Source organism: Paraburkholderia sediminicola (assembly GCF_046027825.1).
GTDB classification, from domain to species: Bacteria; Pseudomonadota; Gammaproteobacteria; order Burkholderiales; family Burkholderiaceae; genus Paraburkholderia; species Paraburkholderia sediminicola_D.
In genome coordinates, this window is sequence record NZ_JAQQDU010000033.1 from 1 (window position 1) to 22,183 (window position 22,183).

The 22,183-nt window shown below is 61.5% G+C and carries 20 protein-coding genes and 1 pseudogene; 6 read left to right on the forward strand and 15 right to left on the reverse strand.

The window, feature by feature from the left end:
* The first annotated feature begins 483 nt into the window (after window positions 1-483).
* Window positions 484-1,068: a hypothetical protein gene (locus tag PQQ96_RS19035; protein ID WP_408294924.1), complete on the forward strand. Its 585-nt coding sequence runs from the start codon at window positions 484-486 to the stop codon at window positions 1,066-1,068.
* A 132-nt stretch (window positions 1,069-1,200) separates the two neighbouring features.
* Entirely contained in the window at window positions 1,201-2,490 is a 1,290-nt protein-coding gene (locus PQQ96_RS19040; RefSeq protein ID WP_408294926.1) for an NRAMP family divalent metal transporter, read from the forward strand.
* A 10-nt stretch (window positions 2,491-2,500) separates the two neighbouring features.
* Here PQQ96_RS19040 and PQQ96_RS19045 read toward each other — a convergent pair whose 3' ends face one another.
* From PQQ96_RS19045 to gad, 4 genes are read right to left on the reverse strand one after another with little or no spacing between them, the layout of a single operon-like run.
* Complete coding sequence (locus tag PQQ96_RS19045; protein WP_408294929.1) at window positions 2,501-2,812, reverse strand: chaperone modulator CbpM; 312 nt, start codon at window positions 2,810-2,812, stop codon at window positions 2,501-2,503.
* Window positions 2,809-3,852: a DnaJ C-terminal domain-containing protein gene (locus tag PQQ96_RS19050; RefSeq protein ID WP_408294932.1), complete on the reverse strand. Its 1,044-nt coding sequence runs from the start codon at window positions 3,850-3,852 to the stop codon at window positions 2,809-2,811. Before PQQ96_RS19050 ends, PQQ96_RS19045 begins: the two co-directional genes overlap by 4 nt.
* A 33-nt stretch (window positions 3,853-3,885) precedes the next feature.
* Entirely contained in the window at window positions 3,886-5,406 is a 1,521-nt protein-coding gene (locus tag PQQ96_RS19055; RefSeq protein ID WP_408294934.1) for an amino acid permease, read from the reverse strand.
* 27 nt (window positions 5,407-5,433) lie between these two features.
* Window positions 5,434-6,819: a glutamate decarboxylase gene (gene gad, locus PQQ96_RS19060; RefSeq protein WP_408294937.1), complete on the reverse strand. Its 1,386-nt coding sequence runs from the start codon at window positions 6,817-6,819 to the stop codon at window positions 5,434-5,436.
* Between the two features lie 298 nt (window positions 6,820-7,117).
* Between gad and PQQ96_RS19065 the strand changes: the two genes are divergently transcribed.
* The 3 genes from PQQ96_RS19065 (at window position 7,118) to PQQ96_RS19075 (ending at window position 9,158) form a co-directional block, all read left to right on the forward strand.
* Window positions 7,118-7,390, forward strand: a complete 273-nt coding sequence (locus tag PQQ96_RS19065; RefSeq protein ID WP_408294940.1) for a hypothetical protein — start codon at window positions 7,118-7,120, stop codon at window positions 7,388-7,390.
* A gap of 60 nt (window positions 7,391-7,450) precedes the next feature.
* The gene (locus PQQ96_RS19070) at window positions 7,451-7,975 is read left to right on the forward strand and encodes a universal stress protein (protein WP_408294943.1); all 525 of its coding nucleotides are present in this window, start codon (window positions 7,451-7,453) and stop codon (window positions 7,973-7,975) included.
* Window positions 7,976-8,072: 97 nt separating this feature from the next.
* Window positions 8,073-9,158 carry a lysylphosphatidylglycerol synthase transmembrane domain-containing protein gene (locus PQQ96_RS19075; protein WP_408294946.1) on the forward strand — a complete coding sequence of 362 codons (1,086 nt, stop codon included), beginning with the start codon at window positions 8,073-8,075 and terminating at the stop codon, window positions 9,156-9,158.
* A 49-nt stretch (window positions 9,159-9,207) separates the two neighbouring features.
* Here PQQ96_RS19075 and PQQ96_RS19080 read toward each other — a convergent pair.
* From PQQ96_RS19080 to PQQ96_RS19130, 11 genes and pseudogenes are all read right to left on the reverse strand, one after another.
* Window positions 9,208-9,624, reverse strand: a pseudogene (locus PQQ96_RS19080) (hydrogenase maturation protease); the annotation flags it as partial.
* A complete protein-coding gene (locus tag PQQ96_RS19085) occupies window positions 9,621-11,135 on the reverse strand; it encodes a Ni/Fe hydrogenase subunit alpha (protein ID WP_408294949.1) in 1,515 nt (504 codons plus the stop codon). The gene PQQ96_RS19085 and the pseudogene PQQ96_RS19080, both read right to left, overlap by 4 nt.
* A gap of 20 nt (window positions 11,136-11,155) precedes the next feature.
* Window positions 11,156-11,731: an NADH-quinone oxidoreductase subunit B family protein gene (locus PQQ96_RS19090; protein ID WP_408294952.1), complete on the reverse strand. Its 576-nt coding sequence runs from the start codon at window positions 11,729-11,731 to the stop codon at window positions 11,156-11,158.
* Complete coding sequence (locus tag PQQ96_RS19095) at window positions 11,728-12,459, reverse strand: 2Fe-2S iron-sulfur cluster-binding protein (protein ID WP_121107790.1); 732 nt, start codon at window positions 12,457-12,459, stop codon at window positions 11,728-11,730. The genes PQQ96_RS19090 and PQQ96_RS19095 overlap by 4 nt, the downstream gene beginning before the upstream one ends.
* Complete coding sequence (locus PQQ96_RS19100; protein WP_408294955.1) at window positions 12,456-14,276, reverse strand: NAD(P)H-dependent oxidoreductase subunit E; 1,821 nt, start codon at window positions 14,274-14,276, stop codon at window positions 12,456-12,458. Before PQQ96_RS19100 ends, PQQ96_RS19095 begins: the two co-directional genes overlap by 4 nt.
* Window positions 14,277-14,291: 15 nt before the next feature.
* Complete coding sequence (locus PQQ96_RS19105) at window positions 14,292-15,326, reverse strand: zinc-dependent alcohol dehydrogenase (protein ID WP_408294958.1); 1,035 nt, start codon at window positions 15,324-15,326, stop codon at window positions 14,292-14,294.
* Between the two features lie 33 nt (window positions 15,327-15,359).
* Entirely contained in the window at window positions 15,360-16,811 is a 1,452-nt protein-coding gene (locus PQQ96_RS19110) for an NAD(P)(+) transhydrogenase (Re/Si-specific) subunit beta (protein ID WP_408294961.1), read from the reverse strand.
* Between the two features lie 10 nt (window positions 16,812-16,821).
* Window positions 16,822-17,193, reverse strand: coding sequence for an NAD(P) transhydrogenase subunit alpha part 2 (locus PQQ96_RS19115; protein ID WP_408294964.1), 372 nt, complete (start codon window positions 17,191-17,193; stop codon window positions 16,822-16,824).
* Window positions 17,194-17,266: 73 nt separating this feature from the next.
* The gene (locus PQQ96_RS19120; protein ID WP_408294967.1) at window positions 17,267-18,442 is read right to left on the reverse strand and encodes an NAD(P) transhydrogenase subunit alpha; all 1,176 of its coding nucleotides are present in this window, start codon (window positions 18,440-18,442) and stop codon (window positions 17,267-17,269) included.
* Window positions 18,443-18,463: 21 nt separating this feature from the next.
* Window positions 18,464-19,846, reverse strand: coding sequence for an NAD-dependent succinate-semialdehyde dehydrogenase (locus PQQ96_RS19125; protein WP_408294970.1), 1,383 nt, complete (start codon window positions 19,844-19,846; stop codon window positions 18,464-18,466).
* 408 nt (window positions 19,847-20,254) lie between these two features.
* Window positions 20,255-20,830 (reverse strand): hemerythrin domain-containing protein, encoded by a 576-nt coding sequence (locus PQQ96_RS19130; protein WP_408294972.1) that lies wholly within the window; start codon window positions 20,828-20,830, stop codon window positions 20,255-20,257.
* Window positions 20,831-21,339: 509 nt separating this feature from the next.
* Here PQQ96_RS19130 and PQQ96_RS19135 point away from each other — a divergent pair.
* Complete coding sequence (locus PQQ96_RS19135; RefSeq protein ID WP_408294975.1) at window positions 21,340-22,179, forward strand: universal stress protein; 840 nt, start codon at window positions 21,340-21,342, stop codon at window positions 22,177-22,179.
* The last annotated feature ends 4 nt before the right edge of the window (window positions 22,180-22,183 follow it).

Genomic DNA, 22,183 nt, shown 5'->3' on the forward strand with positions numbered 1-22,183 from the left:
GGGGTCACAACTGCATCGCGCGGTTATTGAAAGGCTACAACGCACCTCAAAAGATAAAGAGTGGTCGCGACTGCTTCACGGAGCAGCGATGGAAAACTGACCAGCCAATAATATCAATTCCTTTTAAATCATAGGGTTGAAGAGGCAATCGAGTGAACAAAATTGCTTCAGTCGAGCAATTCGCGGACCGCGGTGCCCACTTGCCATCAGAAAAGTTCCGTGACGGTCAACGTGGATTGTGCGTTTGAACATAGACAGAACTCTGTACGTTGTCGTACCGCTTTCTGCTGCGCGTGCGCGTAGCGTGTCTTCTATCGTCGACTAGTGGGAAGAAAATCATGCTTAGACGAAGCTTTATCTGGAGCACGTCAGGATCACTTCTGGTATTCGGTGTGGTGCTCTCAGGTCTCGCGTCAGTTTGAAAATCTGACCGAGGGGCGCAGTGTGACACGTGGCCACGTCGGCACACAGTGTGGAGAAACCATGTTGCGAAGCATACGAGACTTGCACGGAAGCACCGTTAGCGCATTGGACGGCGACATCGGCTCAGTCAATCATTTACGCTGCTACAGCTATCCGACGTATTGGGGCGGTCCGAATCTGCGGGGCATGGGTGCCTACCTGGCCTATGACCCAACAGGCGTGCCGCCAGACGCCCTGCTCGATGAGCTGCCAAGGCCAACCGTGCATACGAACAAACCGCAACCCGACGTACATCTGCGCAGCACCGACGAGGTCAAGGACTACCACCTCAAGACGGCCGACGGCAGCATCGGTCACGTATCGGACTTCATTTACGACGACACCGACCAGGCAATTCGTTACCAGGTCGATCAGACAGGCGGCGCCATGGCAGAAAGAATCATCTCAAGCAGGACGCACGATGCTCACATGACCGTCAGAGATCATATCGCCGATGGTTGGGTGGCGAGCGTGTGTATCGTTCCGAAGGGCGCGTCAACGAGCAATGAGCTCGTCATCAAACTCGACACTTTCTTCGAATGTGAAGATGTCGCATGGGAATCGGCTGAGACGCTTGCACGTGCCGAGCTCAACAATCTGAAATAGCGCGGGGCCGCCCTTCCAAACCTCATCACAATGCGGGGTTGCCGAAAGAAAGCGTGATCCATTACGAGGCCGCTATCAAATCCGATGGATTCATCGTGATGGCCCTCGCCAGCCACCAGGAGCACCCTGTTCATGGATACGCTCACCCGCGAACCGGTCAAGCAGCCGACTCGCCCAAAACTTCTGCAGGTGATGGGCCCCGGCCTCATCACCGGCGCATCGGACGACGATCCGAGCGGTATCGCGACGTATTCGCAGGTCGGCGCGCAATTCGGCTATGGCCTCGCCTGGACACTCCTGTTCAGCTATCCGTTAATGGCCGCGATCCAGGAGATCAGCGCGCGCATCGGGCGCGTCACCGGCAGCGGCATCGCCGGCAATCTGCGTGAGCACTATCCGCGCTGGTTGTCGACCAGCGTAGTTGGTTTGTTGCTCGTCGCGAATATCATCAACCTGGGCGCGGACTTGGGGGCCATGGGCGCAGCGCTCAAACTGTTGATCTCAGGCCCTGCCCTACTCTATGTGTGCGGTTTTGGCCTCCTGTCGGTGGTGCTGGAAGTGTTCACGCGCTATGCACGCTATGTGTCGGTTCTGAAATGGCTGTGCCTGTCATTATTCAGCTACGTGATCTGCGCCTTCGTTATCAAAGTGCCGTGGAATCAGGTGGGCTGGGCCGTCCTATGGCCGGCGCTATCAGTCAAACCGGATTACCTCGTGGCCATCGTCGCGGTCATGGGGACGACGATCAGCCCCTATCTGTTTTTCTGGCAGGCGGAGCAGGAAGTCGAAGACGAAAAGGAACGGCCCGGCGCGCATCCGTTGACCCACGCGCCATGGGAAGCGCCCGCTGAGTTCACGCGGATTCGCATCGACACATACCTTGGCATGGCGCTCTCGAATGTGATCGCATTCTTCATCGTCGTGACAACGGCGACGACCTTGCATGCACACGGACTCGTCGATATTCAAACCTCAGCCCAAGCCGCGGAAGCGCTGCGTGCGATTGCAGGTCCATTTACGTTCGCTGTGTTCGCCGCCGGCATTATCGGCACCGGCTTGTTGACACTGCCCGTGCTGGCCGGCTCGGGTGCCTATGCGGTGGGCGAATTGCTCGCATGGCGAGTGGGCCTTGCGCGCCTGCCGTCGCAGGCTAAGGCGTTCTATGGCGTGATCGTCGTGGCGACGGCAATCGGTGCCGGCCTGAACTTCACATCGATCGATCCGGTCAAGGCACTCTACTGGAGCGCAGTCCTCAACGGTATCGTCGCGGTACCCGTGATGATCGTCATGATGCATCTCTCCATGCGTACCCGCATCATGTCCGGCTTTACGCTGCCGCCCGCGCTACGTATCCTCGGCTGGGTTGCTACCGGCGTGATGGCCGCAACGGTCGTGGCAATGGGTGTCACCTGGGTCGCGTGAGGGAGCTGCCCTATCGCCTCGGATACCGCGCTCGCAAGGCTTCGATTTCATCAAGCAGATCGAGCGCGAGCGCAATGCCCGCAGCGTTGATCTCGAGATCCTGCGCGAGATGGCGAGCCTTACGGGCGCGGCGCAATGAGACGCCGTCGAAGTGCGGCCCATCGTGCTCGCTGACGCATTTCGGCTCAATCGCGCCTTGCTCGATCCATTCAACGAGCTGGACTTCAGAAGCGCCGGACACCCGGCACAATTCGAGTAGTGTGAACTCCACCTGCTCTTCGACGATCAGGCATTTGAGCCAGCCAGTGCGCGATTCGGTCATGATGAATCACCTGAAAAATGCGCGCGCGGGTCGAAGTCGCATGCCTGTCGTAGTGCCTCGTAAGCCGCGCGGGCCTGCTCGCTGTCAGCCAGCGGCAGAACGATGTTCAATTGCGCATAGAGATCACCCGATGGCCCGGCCGGACCGCTCGCTGGGATTCCCTTGCCTTTCAGGCGCAAGCGTCGGCCTGCGCTGGAATCTTTAGGTATGGCTATTTCGACGGCGCCATCGGGCGTCGGCACGGTAATGCGTGCGCCAAGTGCCGCTTCCCAAGGGGCGACCGGCACGACGATCGTCACGTCGCGGCCGTCGACGCTGAAAAGTCCATGCTGGCGCAACGCGATTTCCAGGTACAGGTCTCCCGCGCGCCCCTCTCCGAAACCCGCCCCCCCTTGGCCGGCGAGTCGCAAATGCTGCCCGCTATGCACGCCCTTCGGAATGGAGACATCAAGCGTCCGCGACTTCAGCACGGGACGGCCGCTTGCATCGAGTACTGGCGTCTCCAGCGAAATCGTGCGCTGTGCCCCACGATAGGTATCCTCCAGATCGATCACCACTTTGGCATGGTGGTCCTGGCCTCGCGCCGAATGCGGCACACCGCCATAGGCATCCTCCCTGTCTTGCCCAGTTGCGCGGTCATGACCGGCGCCGGCAGCGTGCCGCGCGCGTCCTGTCGAGGCGCGGCCACCATTGGCGTGCTCGCCGCGAAAAAGTGCCTCGAAGAATTCGCTGAAGCGTGCATCCTCGGCTCCGCGATCGTCCCCGCCGCAGAATTCGAAGCCTTCGTCCCACTGCGGCGGCGGCTCGAAGTCCTGACCATTGCGCCACTGGTCGCCCATCCGGTCGTAGGCTGCACGCTTTTCCGTGTCTTTGAGCACGCTGTACGCCTCGCCGACCTCCTTGAAGCGCGGCTCCGCGTCGTCGAGTTTACTCAGGTCCGGGTGATATTTGCGAGCGAGCTTGCGATACGTACGCCTGATATCGTCCTGCGTCGCGTTGCGCGGCAATCCCAGCACTTCGTAATAGTCTTTGTATTTCATATCGAAGGCCTATGAGAGAGGCCGCGCGCGCACCTATTTCAGCGGTATCACGCCGGGACGAACAAGCGGCGCGTCATGAACGGTCGCCCAGTCGCTGCGGCGCACGTGGTGGATGATCAACGGAATTCCCGCGAACACGACGATACCGAGAACGACCAGCCCGGTGTAAAGCCAGGGCGAGCCGACCGGCAACTGGTCCGGCGGGAAGAACGACACGACGAAACTGAACAGCACGCCGGCGAAGCCGATGCCAGCCGTCAGCCACATACCGGCTAAACCACCGGGCACTGTGAATGGTCGTGACAAAGCACGGGCGGAATAGCGCAACTTGATCGCCGCCGCATACATCAACATGTAGGCGATCAGGTAAAGCGCGATCGTCATCGCGGAAATCAGGAAGAACGCGACCGATACATTCTGGATCACGAAGTAGAAGCACGAAATGACGGTCACGATCAGACCTTGCACCAGCAGAATATGCGTGGGCATGCCCTTGCGATTCTTCGCCTGAAGGATCGGCGGCAACTCGCCCTCATGCGCGGTCTCGAGCAAGCCGCGCGACGGACTGCCGAGCCACGCCAGCACGCCGCTGATTGCACCGACGCCGACCAGCAGCGATAACGCCGACACAGCCCAGCTCATGTGCCAGATGTCCGCGAGCACGGCGCCAAATGCGTCGAACACCCCCGATTGCAGCGAGATTTTCTCGTACGGCAAGATTGCGGCGATCGGCAATGCGCCAAGTGCGAAGATCAGCACCGAAATCACCGCACCCAGTCCGATGGCCGCCGGATAACCGCGACTCGGGCTGCGCATGTCGATCACATGAACCGCTTGCACCTCCACACCAGCGAACAACAAAACAATGCCGGCAAGAAACGAGATCGTGCCGAAGCCGTGAATCGCGGGCCAGAAGCGGGCATGACCATCCTGAGACAGTGCCGCATCGTTCAGGTGTTGCCAGCCGAGCGGGTGGCCACTGCTGATCCAGTAGCCGAGCAACGCCAGTAGCACGACGCCCGGCACGATGGTGCCGATCACGAAGGTCCAGTTGGCGATCTTTGCGAAGACTTCCACGCCTTGCAGCACCACCCACGTCGCGAGCCAATAGGCGACGATGCAGAAAATCCCGACGTAGACGCCGTTCTTCGCCAGTTCCGGCCGGCCGATCGTGTACGCGAGCGCCGCCGCACCGAACGTCAGCGCGACCGGAAACCAGACGACGTTCTGAATCCATTGCAGCCAGATCGCCAGAAAGCCCCACCGTGTGCCGAATGCTTCTGCGACCCACGTATAGATACCCCCGCGCCGGTCCGCAAATGCGCCGCCCAGTTCAGCCGAAATCAGCGACGCGGGGATCAGATAGAAAACAACGGTAAACGCGAGATAGACGAACATCGTCATCTCTTCCTTAGCCAGCAAAGGAAGCCCACGCAGGCTTGTGACCACGGCTGCGGCCGTCATCAGACCGATCGACGTGACGCTCAGATACTTACCGCGTTTTGCGGTGTTTGCGGCCGGCAACGCGGCCGCGGTGGTAACGGTGTTATCCATTTCGTGCGCTCCTGTGACGATGCGACATCAAGCGTGATGGAAGGTAGGGCCGGCGGTCGAATGCGGCACCGGATTCTTCGTCAGATGCGCGACGGCGTGTTTGATGTCCTCGAGCAGCATCGCCGCCATGTCGCGGGTCACGCCTCGCCGGATTAACACGCGTTGCACGATGGTGTCCTCGCGCCCTGCTGGCAGCTCGTACGAGGCGATCTGCCAACCGCGCATGCGTACCCGGTCGGACAGATCGAATAGCGTGAAGCCCGCTGTTTCGGGATGCTTCAGCTTGTAGCAGACAGCCGGCAAGGCGCCGCGCCCGTCGTAGATCATCTCCAGTGCGTCGAGCTTCGCCAGACCGTCGGCCAGCGCCTGCGCGGTATCGGCGCACTCCTGCTGGATGTGCCGATAGCCCTCGCGACCCAGACGCAGCAACATGTAGTACTGCGCGATGATCTGGCCAGCTGGTCGGGAGAAATTCAGTGCAAACGTCGGCATGTCGCCGCCCAGATAGTCGACCCGGAAAATCAGTTCGTCTGGCAGGTCTTGAGTGCTGCGCCAGACAACCCAGCCAACCCCGAGCGGCGCGAGCCCGTATTTATGGCCCGACGCATTGATCGATTTGACACGCGGCACGCTAAAGTCCCATTCGAGGTCCGGCTGAATGAACGGCGCGACGAAGCCGCCGCTGGCCGCGTCGACGTGAATCGGAATATCGAGTCCGAGGTCGGCTTGCAAGGCATCGAGCGCGCCCGACAGCGCTTTCACCGGTTCATAGACGCAGGTGAACGTGATGCCAAGTGTGGCCACGACTCCGATGGTGTTTTCGTCGCAATACTGAGCCAGATCTTCCGGCCGCAGTCCAGTCGCGTCGCCGCTGAGCGGCACCTGGCGCATCTCGACGTCGAAGTACCTGGCAAATTTCGCCCAGCACACCTGCACCGGTCCGCAGACGAAGTTCGGCTTGTCAGTCGGCTTGCCTTGCGCTTCCCTGCGCTTTTTCCACTGCCACTTGAGCGCGAGACCACCGAGCATGCAGGCCTCGCTCGAACCCGTCGTCGAGCAACCGGTGGTTTTCCAGGACTTCGTTGCGTGCCACAGATCGGCGAGCATATGCACGCAGCGCATCTCAATCTCGGCGGTTTGCGGATATTCGTCCTTGTCGATCATGTTCTTATCGATCGACAAATCCATCAGGCGCCGAACTTCGTCGTCGGCGTAAGTGGTGCAAAACGTCGCGACGTTTTGCCGCGAATTGCCGTCCATGAATAATTCGTCGCGCACCAGATCGAATACGGCGCGGCGATCGGACGATGTCTCCGGAATCCGGTACTTCGGCAGCGAAGAACCGGAGATTGTCGCGGCGTATTCATCAGCGACGGCATCGGGCGTGGATGGCGGGGACTTGAGAAAGGTCATGGGGTGACACTCCTGACTTGAAATGAGCGCGGCAGGTGCGAGAACGAATAACTGAGCGAATGGAATGGCAATGTTGGGCAGACGGGAAAGCTTCCACACTCACGGTGCGCGCAGGACCGATCGAAGTCGGTACGGTGCCGTACCGCGTTGCGGTATCCCCAGTGATCTGTTCATTGCATTACGCTGCTATTGAGCGCAAGGTAGGGCTATTCACTGTGCTGTTTCCGACCGTCTGTTACGCCTTCGATATCCGGGCCGAGCCCAGCGGAATAAACCGTTCGTCCAGGAGCCCGTCATCATGATCATCCCCACCGCGACATACAACGGACACGAGTTACGTGCCTATGCCAGCCAGCAGTTCCCGCCGTTCGACGATCCGTATGCCAAGGGTGCGCGGCGCTTTTCTTCGGTGGTGCGAATCGACTCCATCCCGTCGAACGAAGCGGACGTACGGCGCTACTCGACAGTCTTCGACGCTGTGAGCCCCGCCACCTTCAACGACGCGATTGACCTTGCCATGCAGTTCGGCAAGGACATCGTCGACGGCAAGGTTCAGGCTGCGGCGCTGTGAGCGCACGCATTCCAATCCCGCGACGGCGGCCGCCGTCCGGGCGAACTCTTCGAGGCCGACATGTATAAACGCATTCTGGTAGCGATCGACGGCAGCGAGACGTCTGAACATGCGTTCGATGCCGCTTTACAACTCGCCAGGGAGAGCGGCGCACAATTGCAACCGCTTTATGTCGTCGACAACCCGCTGATGGCGTACGACGCCTCCGGCTACGATCCGACGATCCTGCGTGACGCATTCGTGGAAGAAGGCCAGCGTTTGCTGGCGGACGCACTGGCACGGATGAAACACGAAAACGTGGCCGGCACGCCGCGGATGGTGGACGTCGCGCCGATAGGCGAGGATATTTCAGAGCGCATCCGCATCACGGCCAACGAATTCAATGCGGACCTGCTGGTGCTCGGCACGCACGGCCGGCGTGGATTCAAGCGACTGTTTCTCGGCAGCGTCGCCGAGCGCGTGGTGCGCAGCGCCTGCTTTCCAGTGTTGCTGGTGCCGAGTCGGCAGGCGCAGACCACGCACGTCGAGTCAGCCAAGCCGGGCCACGCCGACGTTGCCGCAGCGATAGTTGGGATACCGCGTTAGAGCGGCAACATGACCGTCGCGGCGAAGTGACGCCACCCGACGGGACTCGAACTCTTGCGGCACCTTCATGGCAACGGCTTCAAACGTATCTCATCCCATGAGCACTCAGCAGATCCGCTCCGCCCATACCCCGCCGATGCCGGGAAGCGGTGCGTTGCTGCCCACGCCAATGCCTGTCGCCGAAACCGGCCTCGTGCACATCGCTCCCGGGTTGCTGGGCAAATCATCGCGGCTGCGCTCGGTCGTGTTCTGGATCGTCGGACTGATGGGCTTTCTCGCCGTCATTCTGGTGGTGTTACACCTCGGCTCGCTGCAAAAGATGGCCGAACTGATACGCTCGGCGCGTCCTGTCTGGATGCTGATCGCGCTTGCGGTTCAGTCCGGCACCTATGTCAGCGCGGCGTTCGTATGGCGTGAAGCTTTGCGCCAGGCCGGTCACCCACTCTCTCTGCGCACCCTGATTCCACTCGGCATCGCCAAGGTCTTTGCCGATCAGGTGCTGCCGAGCGGCGGCATCAGCGGCACGATGCTCGTAGTGCGCGGCCTGACCGGCCGGCGCGTCCCTGCTGGCATCGCGATGGCCGCCATGCTGGCCGGCATGGTGTCCTATGACATCGCCTACCTGTCCGTGGTGCTCGCAAGCACCGGCGTCCTGTGGCTTCAGCATCGGCTGAACGCGGCGCTGATCGCCGGCGTGGCAATCTTTGTGGTCGTGACGGTGGGGGTGCCGGCTGCCGTGCTGGGACTCAAACAATGGGGCCAACGTGCGCCGATCGCATGGCTCAGCAAATGTCTAGGTGTCACTACGCTGCTTCAGGAGTTGACCGACGCGCCCACTCACCTGCTGCGCAACCCGCGCCTGCTGTTGCAGACAGTGGGACTGCAACTGGCCATCTTCGCATTCGATGCCCTGACGCTCTGGCTTGCGTTCAACGCGATCGGTGAAGTGCCGCCACTTTGGGTGGTGTTCGTGAGTTTCATCATCGCGTCGATGGTGGCCACCATCGGCCCCATCCCAGTCGGTTTGGGAACCTTCGAAGCCACCTGCGTGGGAATGCTGAGTTTGCTTGGCGTGTCGGTCGAAGCGGCGCTCGCCGCCACCCTTCTGTTGCGCGCCCTGACGTTCTGGTTGCCGATGCTGCCCGGCATCTGGTTGGCACGCCGGGAGATGCGGCGCCGCTAGGCGGCGCAAATCGTATTCCTGTCAGCCAGCCCTGCCCCCACGCCACCGCCTGCGCCAGATGGTCGAGCGCCTCGCGTCCTGGCGGCTCTCCCAGCTCGAAACGCATTCCACGGATCGCGAGCAGCGTGCATGGCGGAGGTTCAGTGCGGTAAAGGTCGCGGTACACCTGCATCACCGACGCTGGCGAGATGGCGTGAGTCGTAAAACTGGCGTCGCGTGATGCGCGCAGCGGGGTCACCTCAAAGGGGGGCGCGCAACTCAGGCTGGCGTCGACGAACAGCACATGCTCACGAGACACGAGGTCGAGCGCGTGCTCAATCTGTAGCTGGTAGTCCTCCAGAAAATCCACCCGGATGCCGACTGCGGCCCCGGTCAGCGCGCTTAACTGCTGGACGAACAAGACGCCGAGCGCGTCGTCGCCGCGGCTCAGATTGCCCCATCCGAACACCAGCAGCGGGGCATTCATGCGCGAAGGCCCACGGATGTCGCCAGATGGTGCACGATCGCGCCGTCGTACGACTTGGTGACATGGTCGAGCGGTTCGCCGCCGGCGCCCGTCAGCACCACATCTAGCGGCATGCGCCCTAATGCGTGGGTGGCACATGAGAGGCATGGATCAAAGGCGCGAATGGCGACTTCGATGCGATTGAGCAAGCCTTCAGTCAGTTCCTTGCCGTCCAGATACTCGCGCGCCACCGAACGCACCGCCTCGTTCATGGCCTGGTTATTGTGCGTCGTGGAGACGATCAGATTGCACATCGTGACAAGGTCGTCAGCGCCCACGCGGTAGTCGTGAATCAGCGTGCCGCGTGGCGCTTCGATGATGCCTACGCCACCACTCTGGCGAGCGCCGCCCGCCATCAATTCGCCTTGCAGGATGTCCGGATCGTCAAGCAGATCCCTGATGACCTCCACCGCGTGGAGCACCTCGATCATGCGTGCCCAGTGGTAAGCGAGGGTCGCATGAACCGGCGCACCTTTCCCCCAGTCGATGAACTCCCTACGCTGCGCTTCGGCCAGAGGGCTCGGGATAAAGTCGCAGTTCTGCACTCGCGCGAGCGGCCCGACGCGGTACCAGCCGGTTTCGCGGCCTATGCTGCGCAAATGCGGAAACTTCATGTAGGTCCAGGAACGCGTCTCCTCCTCGATCAGGTCCATGTAGCGCTGGTCGCTCACGCCGTCGAGCATGATCTGCCCGTCTTCATCGCGAGCGCGCAGCACGCCATCGTAGAGATCCATCGCACCGTCCGCACGCACCAGCGACAGCATCTTCGAGCGGAAGCTACCGAAACTGTCGTAAAGGGTCCGGTTTTGCGCGTGTAACTGCTTGACGACGTCCACCGCTTCAGCCGCCCACGCGATCATTTGATCCACGTCTTTGTAGAGCATGTCGCGATCCGCCTGGCTGACATGCTTGTTCATGCCGCCCGGTACCGAACCGGTGCCATGGATACGTTTTCCCGAAGTCACGCGAATCAGTTCCTGGCCGAACTTGCGCAACAGAATGCCTTTTCTGGCGATGTCAGGATGCGCCCGCGCCACGCCGACAATGTTGCGCAAGTTCACGTCGGAGTCGAACCCGAACAGCAGGTCGGGCGACGCCAGGTAGAAAAAGTGCAGCGCATGCGATTGCATCACCTGGCCGTAGTGCATCAGCCGGCGGATTTTCTCCGCGCTGCGCGTGATGGGTTGCGCGCCCACGACCCGATCCATCGCCTTGCACGCCGCGAGTTGATGCGACACTGGGCAGATGCCGCACAGGCGCTGCACCATCACCGGGACTTCCCAGTAAGGCCGGCCTTCGATGAATTTCTCGAAGCCGCGGAATTCGACGATGTGCAGACGCACCTGCTGCACGCGCTGCTGATCGTCGAGCAGGATCGTCACTTTACCGTGGCCCTCGACGCGCGACAGTGGGTCGATCGCTATCCGGCGCAGGCCCTGCGGGTTGGCAGCAGTCTCGAGGTCGAAGCTCATGGCGGTTTGGTCTCCGGCACTCAGTCGTAGTGCATCAGTGCGTGGGTAAGGTGCGGCGTGCGCCCGGCCATCAGGTCATTCAGAAAGCTCCAGAAGGCATCAGCCGAGGGCGGGCAACCGGGCAGAAAGTAATCCACATGCACGACCGCGTGAATCGGGCGCACTTGCCGGAGCAGGAGCGGCAGTTCAGGATCGTTTGGAATCGCACTGCCTTCGTTCAGGCCAGGACGATCGTGGTAGACCTCATCGAGCAGGCTGGCCAGATCGAAGCGGTTGCGCTCCGCCGGCAGACCGCCATTGATCGCGCAAGCGCCCATCGCCACAAGCGTCTTGCAGTTGGCGCGAAACGCACGCAGCACCAGCACATTCTCGGAGTTGCACACGCCGCCTTCGATCAAACCGATATCGCATTTGCCGACTTCCTTGATGTCCGTCAGCGGCGAGCGGTCGAACTCGACGTGCTCGATCAACGCCAGCAGGCGCTCGTCGATATCGAGGAAGGACGTGTGGCAACCGAAGCACCCCGCCAGCGACACGGTCGCCACCTTCCACTTGCGCGGCTGATGGGTCGCGTCGACGCTCGTGAGCGTGCTCATGACGCCTCCTGTGTGTCGGGATCGGCAGCCGTGTGCGGGTCATAGCGACGCTCCCCGATCGGGATCACAAAGCCGCGCCGTTTGGGCAGGATCGCGCCCACCGGGCAGATGTTCGCGGCCCGGTCGGTGACGGCCAGGTCGGTATCGGCCAGCTTGCCGCTCATGCTGTTGACCACCAGGTGCGTGCCGATGCCATGCCCGGCGATGGCGAACACGTCCTTGCCGTCGATATCATGACTCGCGCGCACACACAACTCGCATAGGATGCAGCGGTTGAAATCGATCATGACGTCGGCATGGCTCGCGTCGATGGGGCGGCGTGGATAGAACTCCTGGAACAGCACGTCCTCCATGTTCATCTCATAGGCCGTGGCCTGCAGCAGACAGTTGCCGCTTTTTTCGCAGGACGGACAAAAGTGATTGCCTTCGACAAACAGCATCTGCAACAGCATCTTGCGCTCGGCATTGAGTTCATCCGTGTTGCTTTCGACCACTTCGCCCGCGGCCGCGTGAAGGGTACAGGCCGACCCGGGGCGACCCTTGACTTTAACGGTGCACACACGGCATGAGCCTTGCGGATGAAAGTCGGGATGCCAGCACAGGTGCGGGATGTAACGACCCGCGCGCCGTGCCGCCTGCAGAATCGTTTCGCCCGGCTCGAAGGGCACCTCCTCACCGTCGAGCGAGAAGGTGACGGTGGCGGCAGCTGGTTTGGCGAGCGCATTCATGACGGGGGCTCCAGATGCGCCGCCGCATCGTCTCTGCCGGTCAGGCGGCGTGCGTCCGCCAGTTCGGCATCGAGATCGAAGGCCGGCTCGAACCGCAGTGACTGCAGGCGTCGCTCGTAGGCAGGACGGAATTTGACGATGGTGTCGTGCAATGCGTTGCAGGCCGCTCCGCCCAGACCGCAGTGGGTCGTGCCGTGCATCAGGCTATCGATGTCGGAGAGCACCTCGACGTCGCGCCGTGAGCCCCGCCCAGCGGCGAGCTTGTCCATGGTCTTGACGACCAGCGCGGTGCCGACACGGCACGGCGTGCAAAATCCGCAACTCTCTTCAGCAAAAAAGCCCGCGTAGTTGCGGGCCACTTCAAACATGTCGCGCGAACGGTTGAACACCATGAACGCGCCTGCCGTCGGCACATCTTCGAACGCGATCCGACGGCCGAACTCGAGGGCAGACAGGCACTTGCCGGAGGGACCGCCGACCTGCACCGCCTGGGTGTCGCGCGCGCCGCAATCGTCCAGAATCCGATCGACGCTGGTGCCCATCGGATACTCGTAAATGCCCGGTCGATCGCAGTCTCCCGACACCGAATGAACGCTCGTGCCGGTGGACTTCGGTGTGCCGATAGCCGCCCACCATGCGCCGCCTTTTAGCGCAATATGCGTCGCGGCGCACAGGGTCTCGACGTTATCGACCGCTGTAGGCTGTCCCAAGTAGCCGTTTTCAGCCGGGAATGGCGGCCGGATGCGCGGTGTGCCGCGCTTGCCTTCCAGCGACTCAATCAGCGACGACTCTTCCCCGCACACGTAGGCACCGGCACCGACGTGAATCTCGATGTCGAAATCGAAACCTGGCTGCCCCTGGATCGACGTTCCCAACAGATGAGCGTCGCGCCGGCGTTGCAGCGTGTCGAGCAATGGCTCCAGCAGGTAGCGATACTCGCCGCGTAAATAAAGCATGCCGTGCCGGGCACCGATGGCGAGCGCACCAATCGTCATCCCTTCGAACACCATGTCGGGATGGCGTGATAGCAACACCCGGTCCTTGAAGGTGCCAGGCTCGCCTTCGTCGGCGTTGCACACCATGTAATGTTCGCTGCCTTTGGCATCCCGGCACAGTTGCCATTTCATGCTGGTGACGAAGCCTGCGCCGCCGCGTCCACGGAGGTTCGAGCGCTTCATCTCGTCGAATAGCGCAGGTACGCCACGCGCCAAAGCGGCCGCGATGGCTTCACCCGGATGCAAAGAAGTGGCGAGGAGGACATCGGCGCGCCGCACATGGTCGTTCACGCGCGACCATTCCGCCGGCCAGTCGGCCAGCGGCAGCCTTGCTTCGATGAGTTCCGCAAGCGTGGCGACACGCGCGGCGTCGAGCCGCGTGACGACCTGATGATGATTGATCAGCAAGGACGGCCCTTGATCGCACAAACCCGTGCAGGAGCAGAAATCCACACTGACGCGGCCGTCGGCGCGCATCTTTCCGCGCTCGACGCCGAGCCGCTGGCACAGATCGGTGAGCAACGACACGTTACCGAGCATGCGGTCGGTGATGTTATCGCTGAAAAGCACGCGGTACTCGCCAACCGGCTGGGTATGAAAGAACCGATAGAACGTCGCCACGCCCTCCACGTGAGCCAGGGTCAGACCCAGCCCGTCGGCCAGGTCAGCCAGCACGGCGCGCGGCAGCCAGCCGTGTTGGACTTGCGCTTCACGCAGAATCTGCACGAGCGCATGCGGATTACCGCGATGCCGCGCCAGCAGCGAGTTGATCGCATCGCCTGGCACGTCGGCGAACTGAGCCAGACCGGGTCCGGAAGCCACGATAGCGCCCTCCTCTCAACCCTTGGCGAACTCGAGCACCACACGCGACGGGACATCGCCGTGGGCGAGGCGATGGAACACGCTGTTGATCGCCGAGAGCGGCTGCAGTTCGATGTCCGCCTTGACCTTGCCGTCAGCGGCGAAGGCAAGCGCTTCGGCCATGTCGCGACGATTGCCGACGAACGAGCCGCGAATCGTGATGCAGTTCGCCACGACGTCGAACAGGGGTGTCGGAAACTCGCCCGGCGGCAGCCCAACCAGCACACAGGTACCGCATTTGCGCGTCATGCCCACGCCTTGCTTGAATGCGCCCAGCGACGGCGCCGTAATCAGCACGCCATGCGCACCGTCCCCGGTGGCCTTCCTGACGGCGGCAATCGCGTCGCCGTCCTTTGCGTTGACCATGGCATCGGCGCCAAGGCGTTTGGCATGCGCGAGCTTGCCGTCGTCGATGTCCACTGCGCAGACGTGCAGGCCCATCGCCTTGGCGTATTGAATGCCGAGGTGTCCGAGGCCACCGACGCCGGAGACCACGACCCATTCACCTGGCCGTGCCTGGGTCTCCTTGATGCCTTTGTACGAGGTGATCCCGGCACAGATGAGGGGCGCCGCGTCGCGGGCCGCCAGATGGGCTGGAATATGAGCCACATAGTTCGGATCGGCGACGATGTATTCGGCGAAGCCGCCATTCTTCGTATAGCCGCCGAACTGCGCTTCGGCACACACCGGCTCGCGCGCTGCAAGGCAAAACTCGCAATGTCCGCAAGCGGAGTAGAGCCATGGCACGCCGACGCGGTCGCCCTCTTTCACAGCCGTGACACCCGCACCGAGCGCGGTGACGATGCCGATGCCTTCATGCCCCGGTATGAACGGCAACGTGGGCTTCAACGGCCAGTCCCCGTTCGCGGCATGCAAATCGGTGTGGCATACGCCGCACGCTTCGGTCTTCACCAGAATCTGGCCTGGACCGGGCTCGGGAATATCCAGTTCCTTTAGCACCAGTGGCTTGCCGAACTGTTCAACGACGGCAGCTTGCATTCTGGATGTCATGACTTGTACCTCGGTTGCGATGGGTTCAGCGTGCTAGGCCACGGCGGGCAATCCGAGCCCTCTGACCGCTTCACTCATCTTGATGAGCACGGCCTGTGCGTCGCCATAGACCATGTTGCAGTTGTCTGCGTAGAAGAGTTCATTGACGATGCCGGCGTAGCCCTTGCCTTCCCCGCGTTTAATCACGAACACCTGCTTGGCGTGGTCGGCGTTGAGAATCGGCATGCCGTAAATGGCTGAGGATTTGTCGGTGCGCGCGGCCGGGTTCACCACGTCGTTGGCGCCGATCACCAGCGCCACGTCGGTCGTGGCGAACTGATCGTTGATGTCCTCGAGTTGGAAGATCATGTCGTAGGGCACGCCAGCCTCGGCCAGCAGCACGTCCATCTGGCCCGGCATACGGCCGGCCACCGGGTGAACCGCAAACTTCACCGACACCCCGCCCGTCTGCAGCAGTTTGACGAATTCGTATAGCTTGCCTTGCCCCTGCGAGACGGCGAGACCGTAACCCGGGACGATAATCACCGAGGCCGCATAGCGCATCGCGATGCCAGCGTCGCCTGCTTGCGTCGGCTTCAGGCTGCCCTTGATCTTGCCCTGCTTGTGCGTGGCAACCTCACCGAAGTTGGTGAAGATCACATTGCTCACGGAACGGTTCATGGCCTTGGCCATCAGCAGCGTCAGCAGCATGCCGGCCGCGCCGACCACCATGCCGGCGATCATCAGCGCGGGGTTTTGCAGCACGTAGCCTTCAATGCCGACCGCGAGGCCGGTAAAGGCGTTAAAGATCGAAATCACCACCGGCATGTCGGCGCCGCCGATTGGCAGCGTCATCAGGATACCGAGTGCTAGCGCACAACCGAAGAACAGGTAGATCCAGGTCGGCATCGCCAAAATCAGCGCTGCCTTGTCCGCGCTTGCGACGACAATGTAGCCGCCAACCACGAAGGTAGCCAGCAGCACCAGTCCATTGAACACCTGCTGCCCTTTCACCCGGACCGGTTTGTTGATGACCCCGTCGAGCTTGGCCCAGGCGATCAGCGAGCCCGACAGGGACACCGCGCCGATCAGCGCGCCTAGCAAGGTCATGATGAGCGCGGTCGCGCCCTGCGCCTTGTTGCCGAACAGTTCCACCGCGGCAATCGCGCCGGCCGCACCGCCACCCATGCCGTTGTAGATCGCCACCATCTGCGGCATGGCGGTCATCGCGACCTTGCGGCCGCCCCACCAGGCCACCCCGCCGCCCAGCCCCAAAGCAACGACGGCGAGCCCCAGGTTGACCGGCAGGTTGGGCCGGGCCGCCGCATCGACGTCGAAGGCGTAGAGGAAGCTTGCAAGCACGGCCGCGGCCATGCCGATGCCAGCGACGAAAATGCCGGAAGGCGCCGTCACCGGCGACGACATGCGGTGCAGGCCATAGAGAAAGAGAAACGCAGCAGCGAGATCAACCGCGCCGATGCCGAGTTGGGGGATCAGGGTCAACATGGCGGCGTCCTCAATGCTTCTTTGCGTGGATGGACTTCACGGTGCCGGATTTGCTGTGTGCACCGTGTGCGCCGTGTCCCGCTGGGTGGCCGCTGGTCTTGAACATGGCGAGCATGCGGTCCGTGACGGCATAACCGCCCGCGGCATTGCCCGCGCCGAGCAACACAGCAACGAAGCCGATGACCTGCTCCTGTACCGTGCTCGCGTTCAGGAGCGCATAGATACCGCCCACCACGACAATGCCGTGTACGAAATTCGAGCCCGACATCAACGGGGTATGCAGGATGGCCGGCACGTGTCCGATGATCACCCAGCCGGCGAAAGCGGCCAGCATGAAGATGTAAATCGCGACGAAGCCGGAAATGCTGATCTGGAATTCCATCACTATGTCCTTGGTCGGAGCGTGTTCGTGCCGGTGCTGACACAGGCGCGGATACCGATGCTCACGCCGGCGGTCATGCAGGCGTAACAGGTTCGGCTTTCGCGGGGGGCTTCTTCGTCGCTGCAAGAGGCGTGGCCGCCTCGTCGCTCGCCTCCGTCTTGTTCTCACCCGCGTGAGTGAGTACCGTTTTGGCGAGGACTTCGTCGCTCCAGTCGATCTCGATGACGTTGTTTTTCATGATCAACGCGAGCAGGTTGTACTGATTCTTCGCATACAGTTCGCTCGCGTCTTCGCCGAGCAGCGAGGGTACATTCAGCGGCGCGACGATCGTCACATTGCCGATCCGGGTGGTCTCGCCAGGCCGCGTGTCTTCACAGTTGCCGCCGCCTTCCGCCGATAGATCGACGATCACTGAGCCCGCTTTCATACCCGCCACTTGTGCGTGGCTGATGAGCTTGGGCGAGGCCTTACCGGGAATCGCGGCGGTCGTAATGATCAGATCGGCGCTCTGGATGTGCTTCGTCAGCACGTCCGCGACTTTGGTCTTTTCCTCGGCGCTCAGCTCACGGGCATAACCGCCTTTACCGCGCGCATCGATACCGGTATCGACGAAGGTGGCGCCCAGCGAGAGCGCCTGTTCCTGAGTTTCCGGCCGCACGTCATAGCCCTCGACGACGGCCCCAAGGCGGTGCGCCGTCGCGATCGCCTCCAGCCCTGCCACACCGAGGCCCATCACCAGAACGTGAGCCGGTCCGATCGAACCTGCCGCGCTGGTAATCTTGGGCACCACGCGTGCGAGATGGGTCGAGCCGAGTTGCACCGCGTAGTAGCCTGCAAGCGCGGACTGGCTCGATAACGCGTCCATGGACTGGGCGCGCGTAATGCGAGGCACCCGCTCCATCGCAAAGCAGGTGATCTTCTTGTCGAGCAGGCGCTTCACCAGCGCGGGCTCGTTGTGTGCATAAATGAACGAAACGAGGATCGCGCCCTCCTTCATTGCATTGACCACCTCCAGTGCGGGAGGCTGGACGGCGAGCACGACATCGGCGTCTTTCACCAGCGCAGTGCGATCCGCTATGAAGGCGACGTCCTCGAACGCAGCGTCGTCCAGATGAATCGCTGCGCCCGCCCCCGGCTGCATATGCAGCCGGGCACCGAGTTTGACCAGTTTCTGGACCACTGAGGGCACGAGCGCCACACGGCGCTCATGGGCCCGGGTCTCCGTCAGAACGGCAACGTTGATATACATGGCGGGCTTTCCCTGTGGCGATCAGGCCGGTGCGTCGAGGTGGGCAGTGCGAACCAGCTTCGTGTTGACGAATTCCTGGATGCCCATGTTGCCGAGTTCACGGCCGTAGCCTGAATCCTTGATGCCGCCAAACGGCAGTTCCGCATCGGACCAGTCGATGTTGTTGATGAACATCATGCCGGTTTCGACGCCACTCGCCACGCGTTTGCCGCGCGCTACGTCTTCGGTAAAGACCGAGCCGCCCAGACCGAAGTCCGAGTCGTTGGCGAGCGCAATCGCTGCGGCCTCGTCCTTGACACGGAAGAACGACACGACCGGGCCGAAGAACTCATCGCGGAAGGCCGGATTATCAGGCTTGATGTCCGTCAGGATCGTGGTTTCCATGAACGAGCCGGGACGGTCGATACGCTTGCCGCCCATCACCAGCGTCGCGCCATGTGCCACCGCATCGTCGACCTGCTTGAGCAGTTGAACCAGTGCCGCCTCGGTGGACAAGGGGCCGTGCGTGGTCTTCTCGTCCATTGGATCTCCGGCCTTCAATTCGGAGAGCGCGGTCTTGAACTTCGCAAGAAACTTGTCGGCAATCGAATCGAGAACGATGAATCGCTTCGCCGCGCAACAGGTCTGGCCGGCGTTATACATCCGCCCCCATACCGCCCACGGAACGGTTTTCTCGAGGTCGGCGTCGTCGAGCACGATGAACGCATCGCTGCCGCCTAGCTCCATCGAAGTCTTCTTGAGGTTCTGCCCCGCTCGCGCCGCAATACTTCTGCCGGCCTCGACACTGCCCGTCAATGCCACGCCCTTGATGCGCGGGTCGTCGATGATTCGCTCGGACTGTTCGTGCGAGATCAGCAGGTTGGTGTAGGCCCCCTTAGGCGCGCCCGCGTCGAGCAAAAGCTTCTCAAAGGCAATCGCGCATTGCGGTACGCAGCCTGCATGCTTGACCACCAGCACGTTACCCGCCATCAGTTGCGGACCGGCGACGCGTGCAAGCTGGTAATACGGGAAATTCCACGGCTCCACGCAGAAGAGCACGCCGAACGGACTGTTCTCCATGTGCGCCTCACCGATTTTCGGATTCAGCTTGGTCGGTGCGAGGAAAGTCTTCGCGTGCTCAGCGTAATAAGCGAGGATGTCGGCGCTGAACTTGACTTCGCCACGCGCTTCGTCGATGCGCTTGCCCATTTCAAGGGTCGCCAGTCTGGCAAAATCATCAACGTTCTGACGCATCAGCGTCGCGGCCTTAGCCACGATCTCGGCACGCTGGGCGTAAGTAGTGTGCTTCCAAGTCTGGAAACAGGTCTCGGCAGCGGAGATCGACTTTTCAAGTTGCTCATCGGTCAGCTTGTCGAAGCTCTTCAGGACCTTCCCGTTGTTAGGGTTGACGCTTTGGTAAGCCATGGTTGTATTCTCTTTAAATGGGGGTGCGCTTGAGTCCGAGGTGGAAATCTCAAGGGTTTTTGAACCGCTGCGTCGTTTTTGTGTTTGTCATCCTGACGATCATTCTGCGAACGCCTTGAATTCAGGCGCCGGATACGTCGTCAGTGATTTCTGGGGCGGACCGCGATAAACGCACAGTTTGACTTCCGCAACTGCGTCGGCCGAAGGGCCACGAGAGCGGTGCAACGTGGTGTCCTCATGCGGAGCGGTGTCCGTCCGCGTTCGTCCTAGCGGGATACTTTGATCATAGGCCTCGACTGGCAGCGGCCGGTAGCCTCGGAAACTACTCAGTTCCGCTGCGTTGTGAAGCCAGCGGAGCCTGTTGACAGGGTTGCGTTCGACCTTGCGGACATGATCTCCGGCGCATGCTCAGAAGGGTTCTTCAACGCTGGCAACCGTCGCTTCTGCGGTAATGACCCGATACAGTTGAGCGAACCGCTCGTCCACCGCACCTTCGAAGAGTGGATCGGCTTGTCCGTATGCACCGGCGTTTTCGATCTCACTCCAGTCCTCATCGTTGAGGTTTTTCTCTGCGGCCGGGAATAGTGTCAGTTCCTCAATGACCATGTTGTGTCGCAACCGCTCCGCGTAGAGCTGAACGCGGCTATCGACGAGTTCCTGCGACATGTTTTCGCCGCGGACGGCGGACTCCAGATCCTGCAACAGATCGCGCCCGTCCCGGATCAAGGTCTGATGCTGGGTCTCGATTTCGTGACCGAATTCAACTGATAGCGCTTTCTTCGCCAGCAGTTTTTCGACCATACGGTCTTCGATTACATGGTGGCTGATGTCGGGAAATCGCGTCAAATAGCAAAGCGCATCGACCAGCAACGCGATATTCGGCGCGGATGCATCCGTGCGCTGGCACGAGTGACCGTTGAGCAGGCGCACCAGTCGGGCAAGCCTGAGGTGCTCCGTGCAAAGTTTCTCAATGATGGTGCGCATGGCATCTCTCCCCAATTCCGCCCCACAGTCATATGGGCGCGCGAATCGTCATGTCGAATGCGCGTCGCTGGAGCGCGTACTGCCCTCGATCGGCGTGCAAATGAAGTGCTGCGATCCGATCGAAACGGCCCCTACTCATCATAGGGCTGCGCGATCGACGAAGACAGGGTCGGAAACTACTCAGGCAGGTGCGCATTGAGGTGCGCATTGCGGTCAATCAGCGTCCATCTTGCTGGAGTACAAACGGCTGCATCTCCAGATACCACGCCGCGTTTCAATACGGTCCGCAATGGCCATGCAATGAGCGGGGTCGCAGCCCGATAGCGAAGACAACGTCGAAACCGGACACGTCATTTGTACGCTGTCGTACCGCATCCGCATACGCTAGGTGTAACGTCATGAACATTGATGGATATCCTGGAGTGGATCGCGCCTACACGAACATTCATATGGAGTCCATCAGGGACAAGACCCGCACGCACATTCGCAATTTTCCCGGAGTTACCGCTATGAGCTACAAGAGCATCGTCGTACACCTCGACACCAGCGAACGCGCGCATCCGCGGCTCGAACTTGCTCTAGGGGTGGCAAAGCAGTTCGGCGCGCATCTCACCGGCATGTTCTCGGTCTTCACGCCCGACCCGCGGTCGTTCGACGTGATGGCAGGTTCTGCGGAGTACTACAGCGCCCAGGAGAAGGTACGCCACGAGCGACGTGCGGCAATCGAGCGACTCTTTCACGCCGAGCTGGGCCGTGCGAAGGTTGAGGGCGACTGGGTTACCACCGACGGATGCGCGAATCTCGCCGTCCCACGCCGTGGCCGCACCGCGGACCTGATCATCGCGGGTCAGGGCGATCCACAAGACCCCGAAGCGTACGTCGGCGATCACTTCCCGGAAAATCTCCTGATGTCTACGGGCCGCCCGGTGCTGATGGTCCCCTACGTCGGCGCCTTTCCCTCGCTCGGTAGCGAAGTGATGGTCGCGTGGGACGGCAGTCGCGAAGCCACCCGCGCCGTTCACGACGCACTGCCGTTCATGCAGCACGCGAAGAGGACGACGGTCATCACCGTGAACGGGAGGAAAGACGAACCGGCCGATAGCCGCCCTGCCGGAGCCGATATCGCGGCCGTGATCGCGCGGCACGGTGTCAAGGTTGAAGTGATCAATATCGACGAGGTGACCGGTGCGTCAATCGGCGATGCACTGCTGTGTCACGCCTCTGATCTCAGCGCTAACTTGATCGTGATGGGCGCTTACGGGCATGCGCGTTGGGAGGAGGTGGTGATGGGGGGCGCGACGCGGGAAATTCTAAAATCGATGACGCTGCCGGTGCTGATGTCGCATTAGCGAA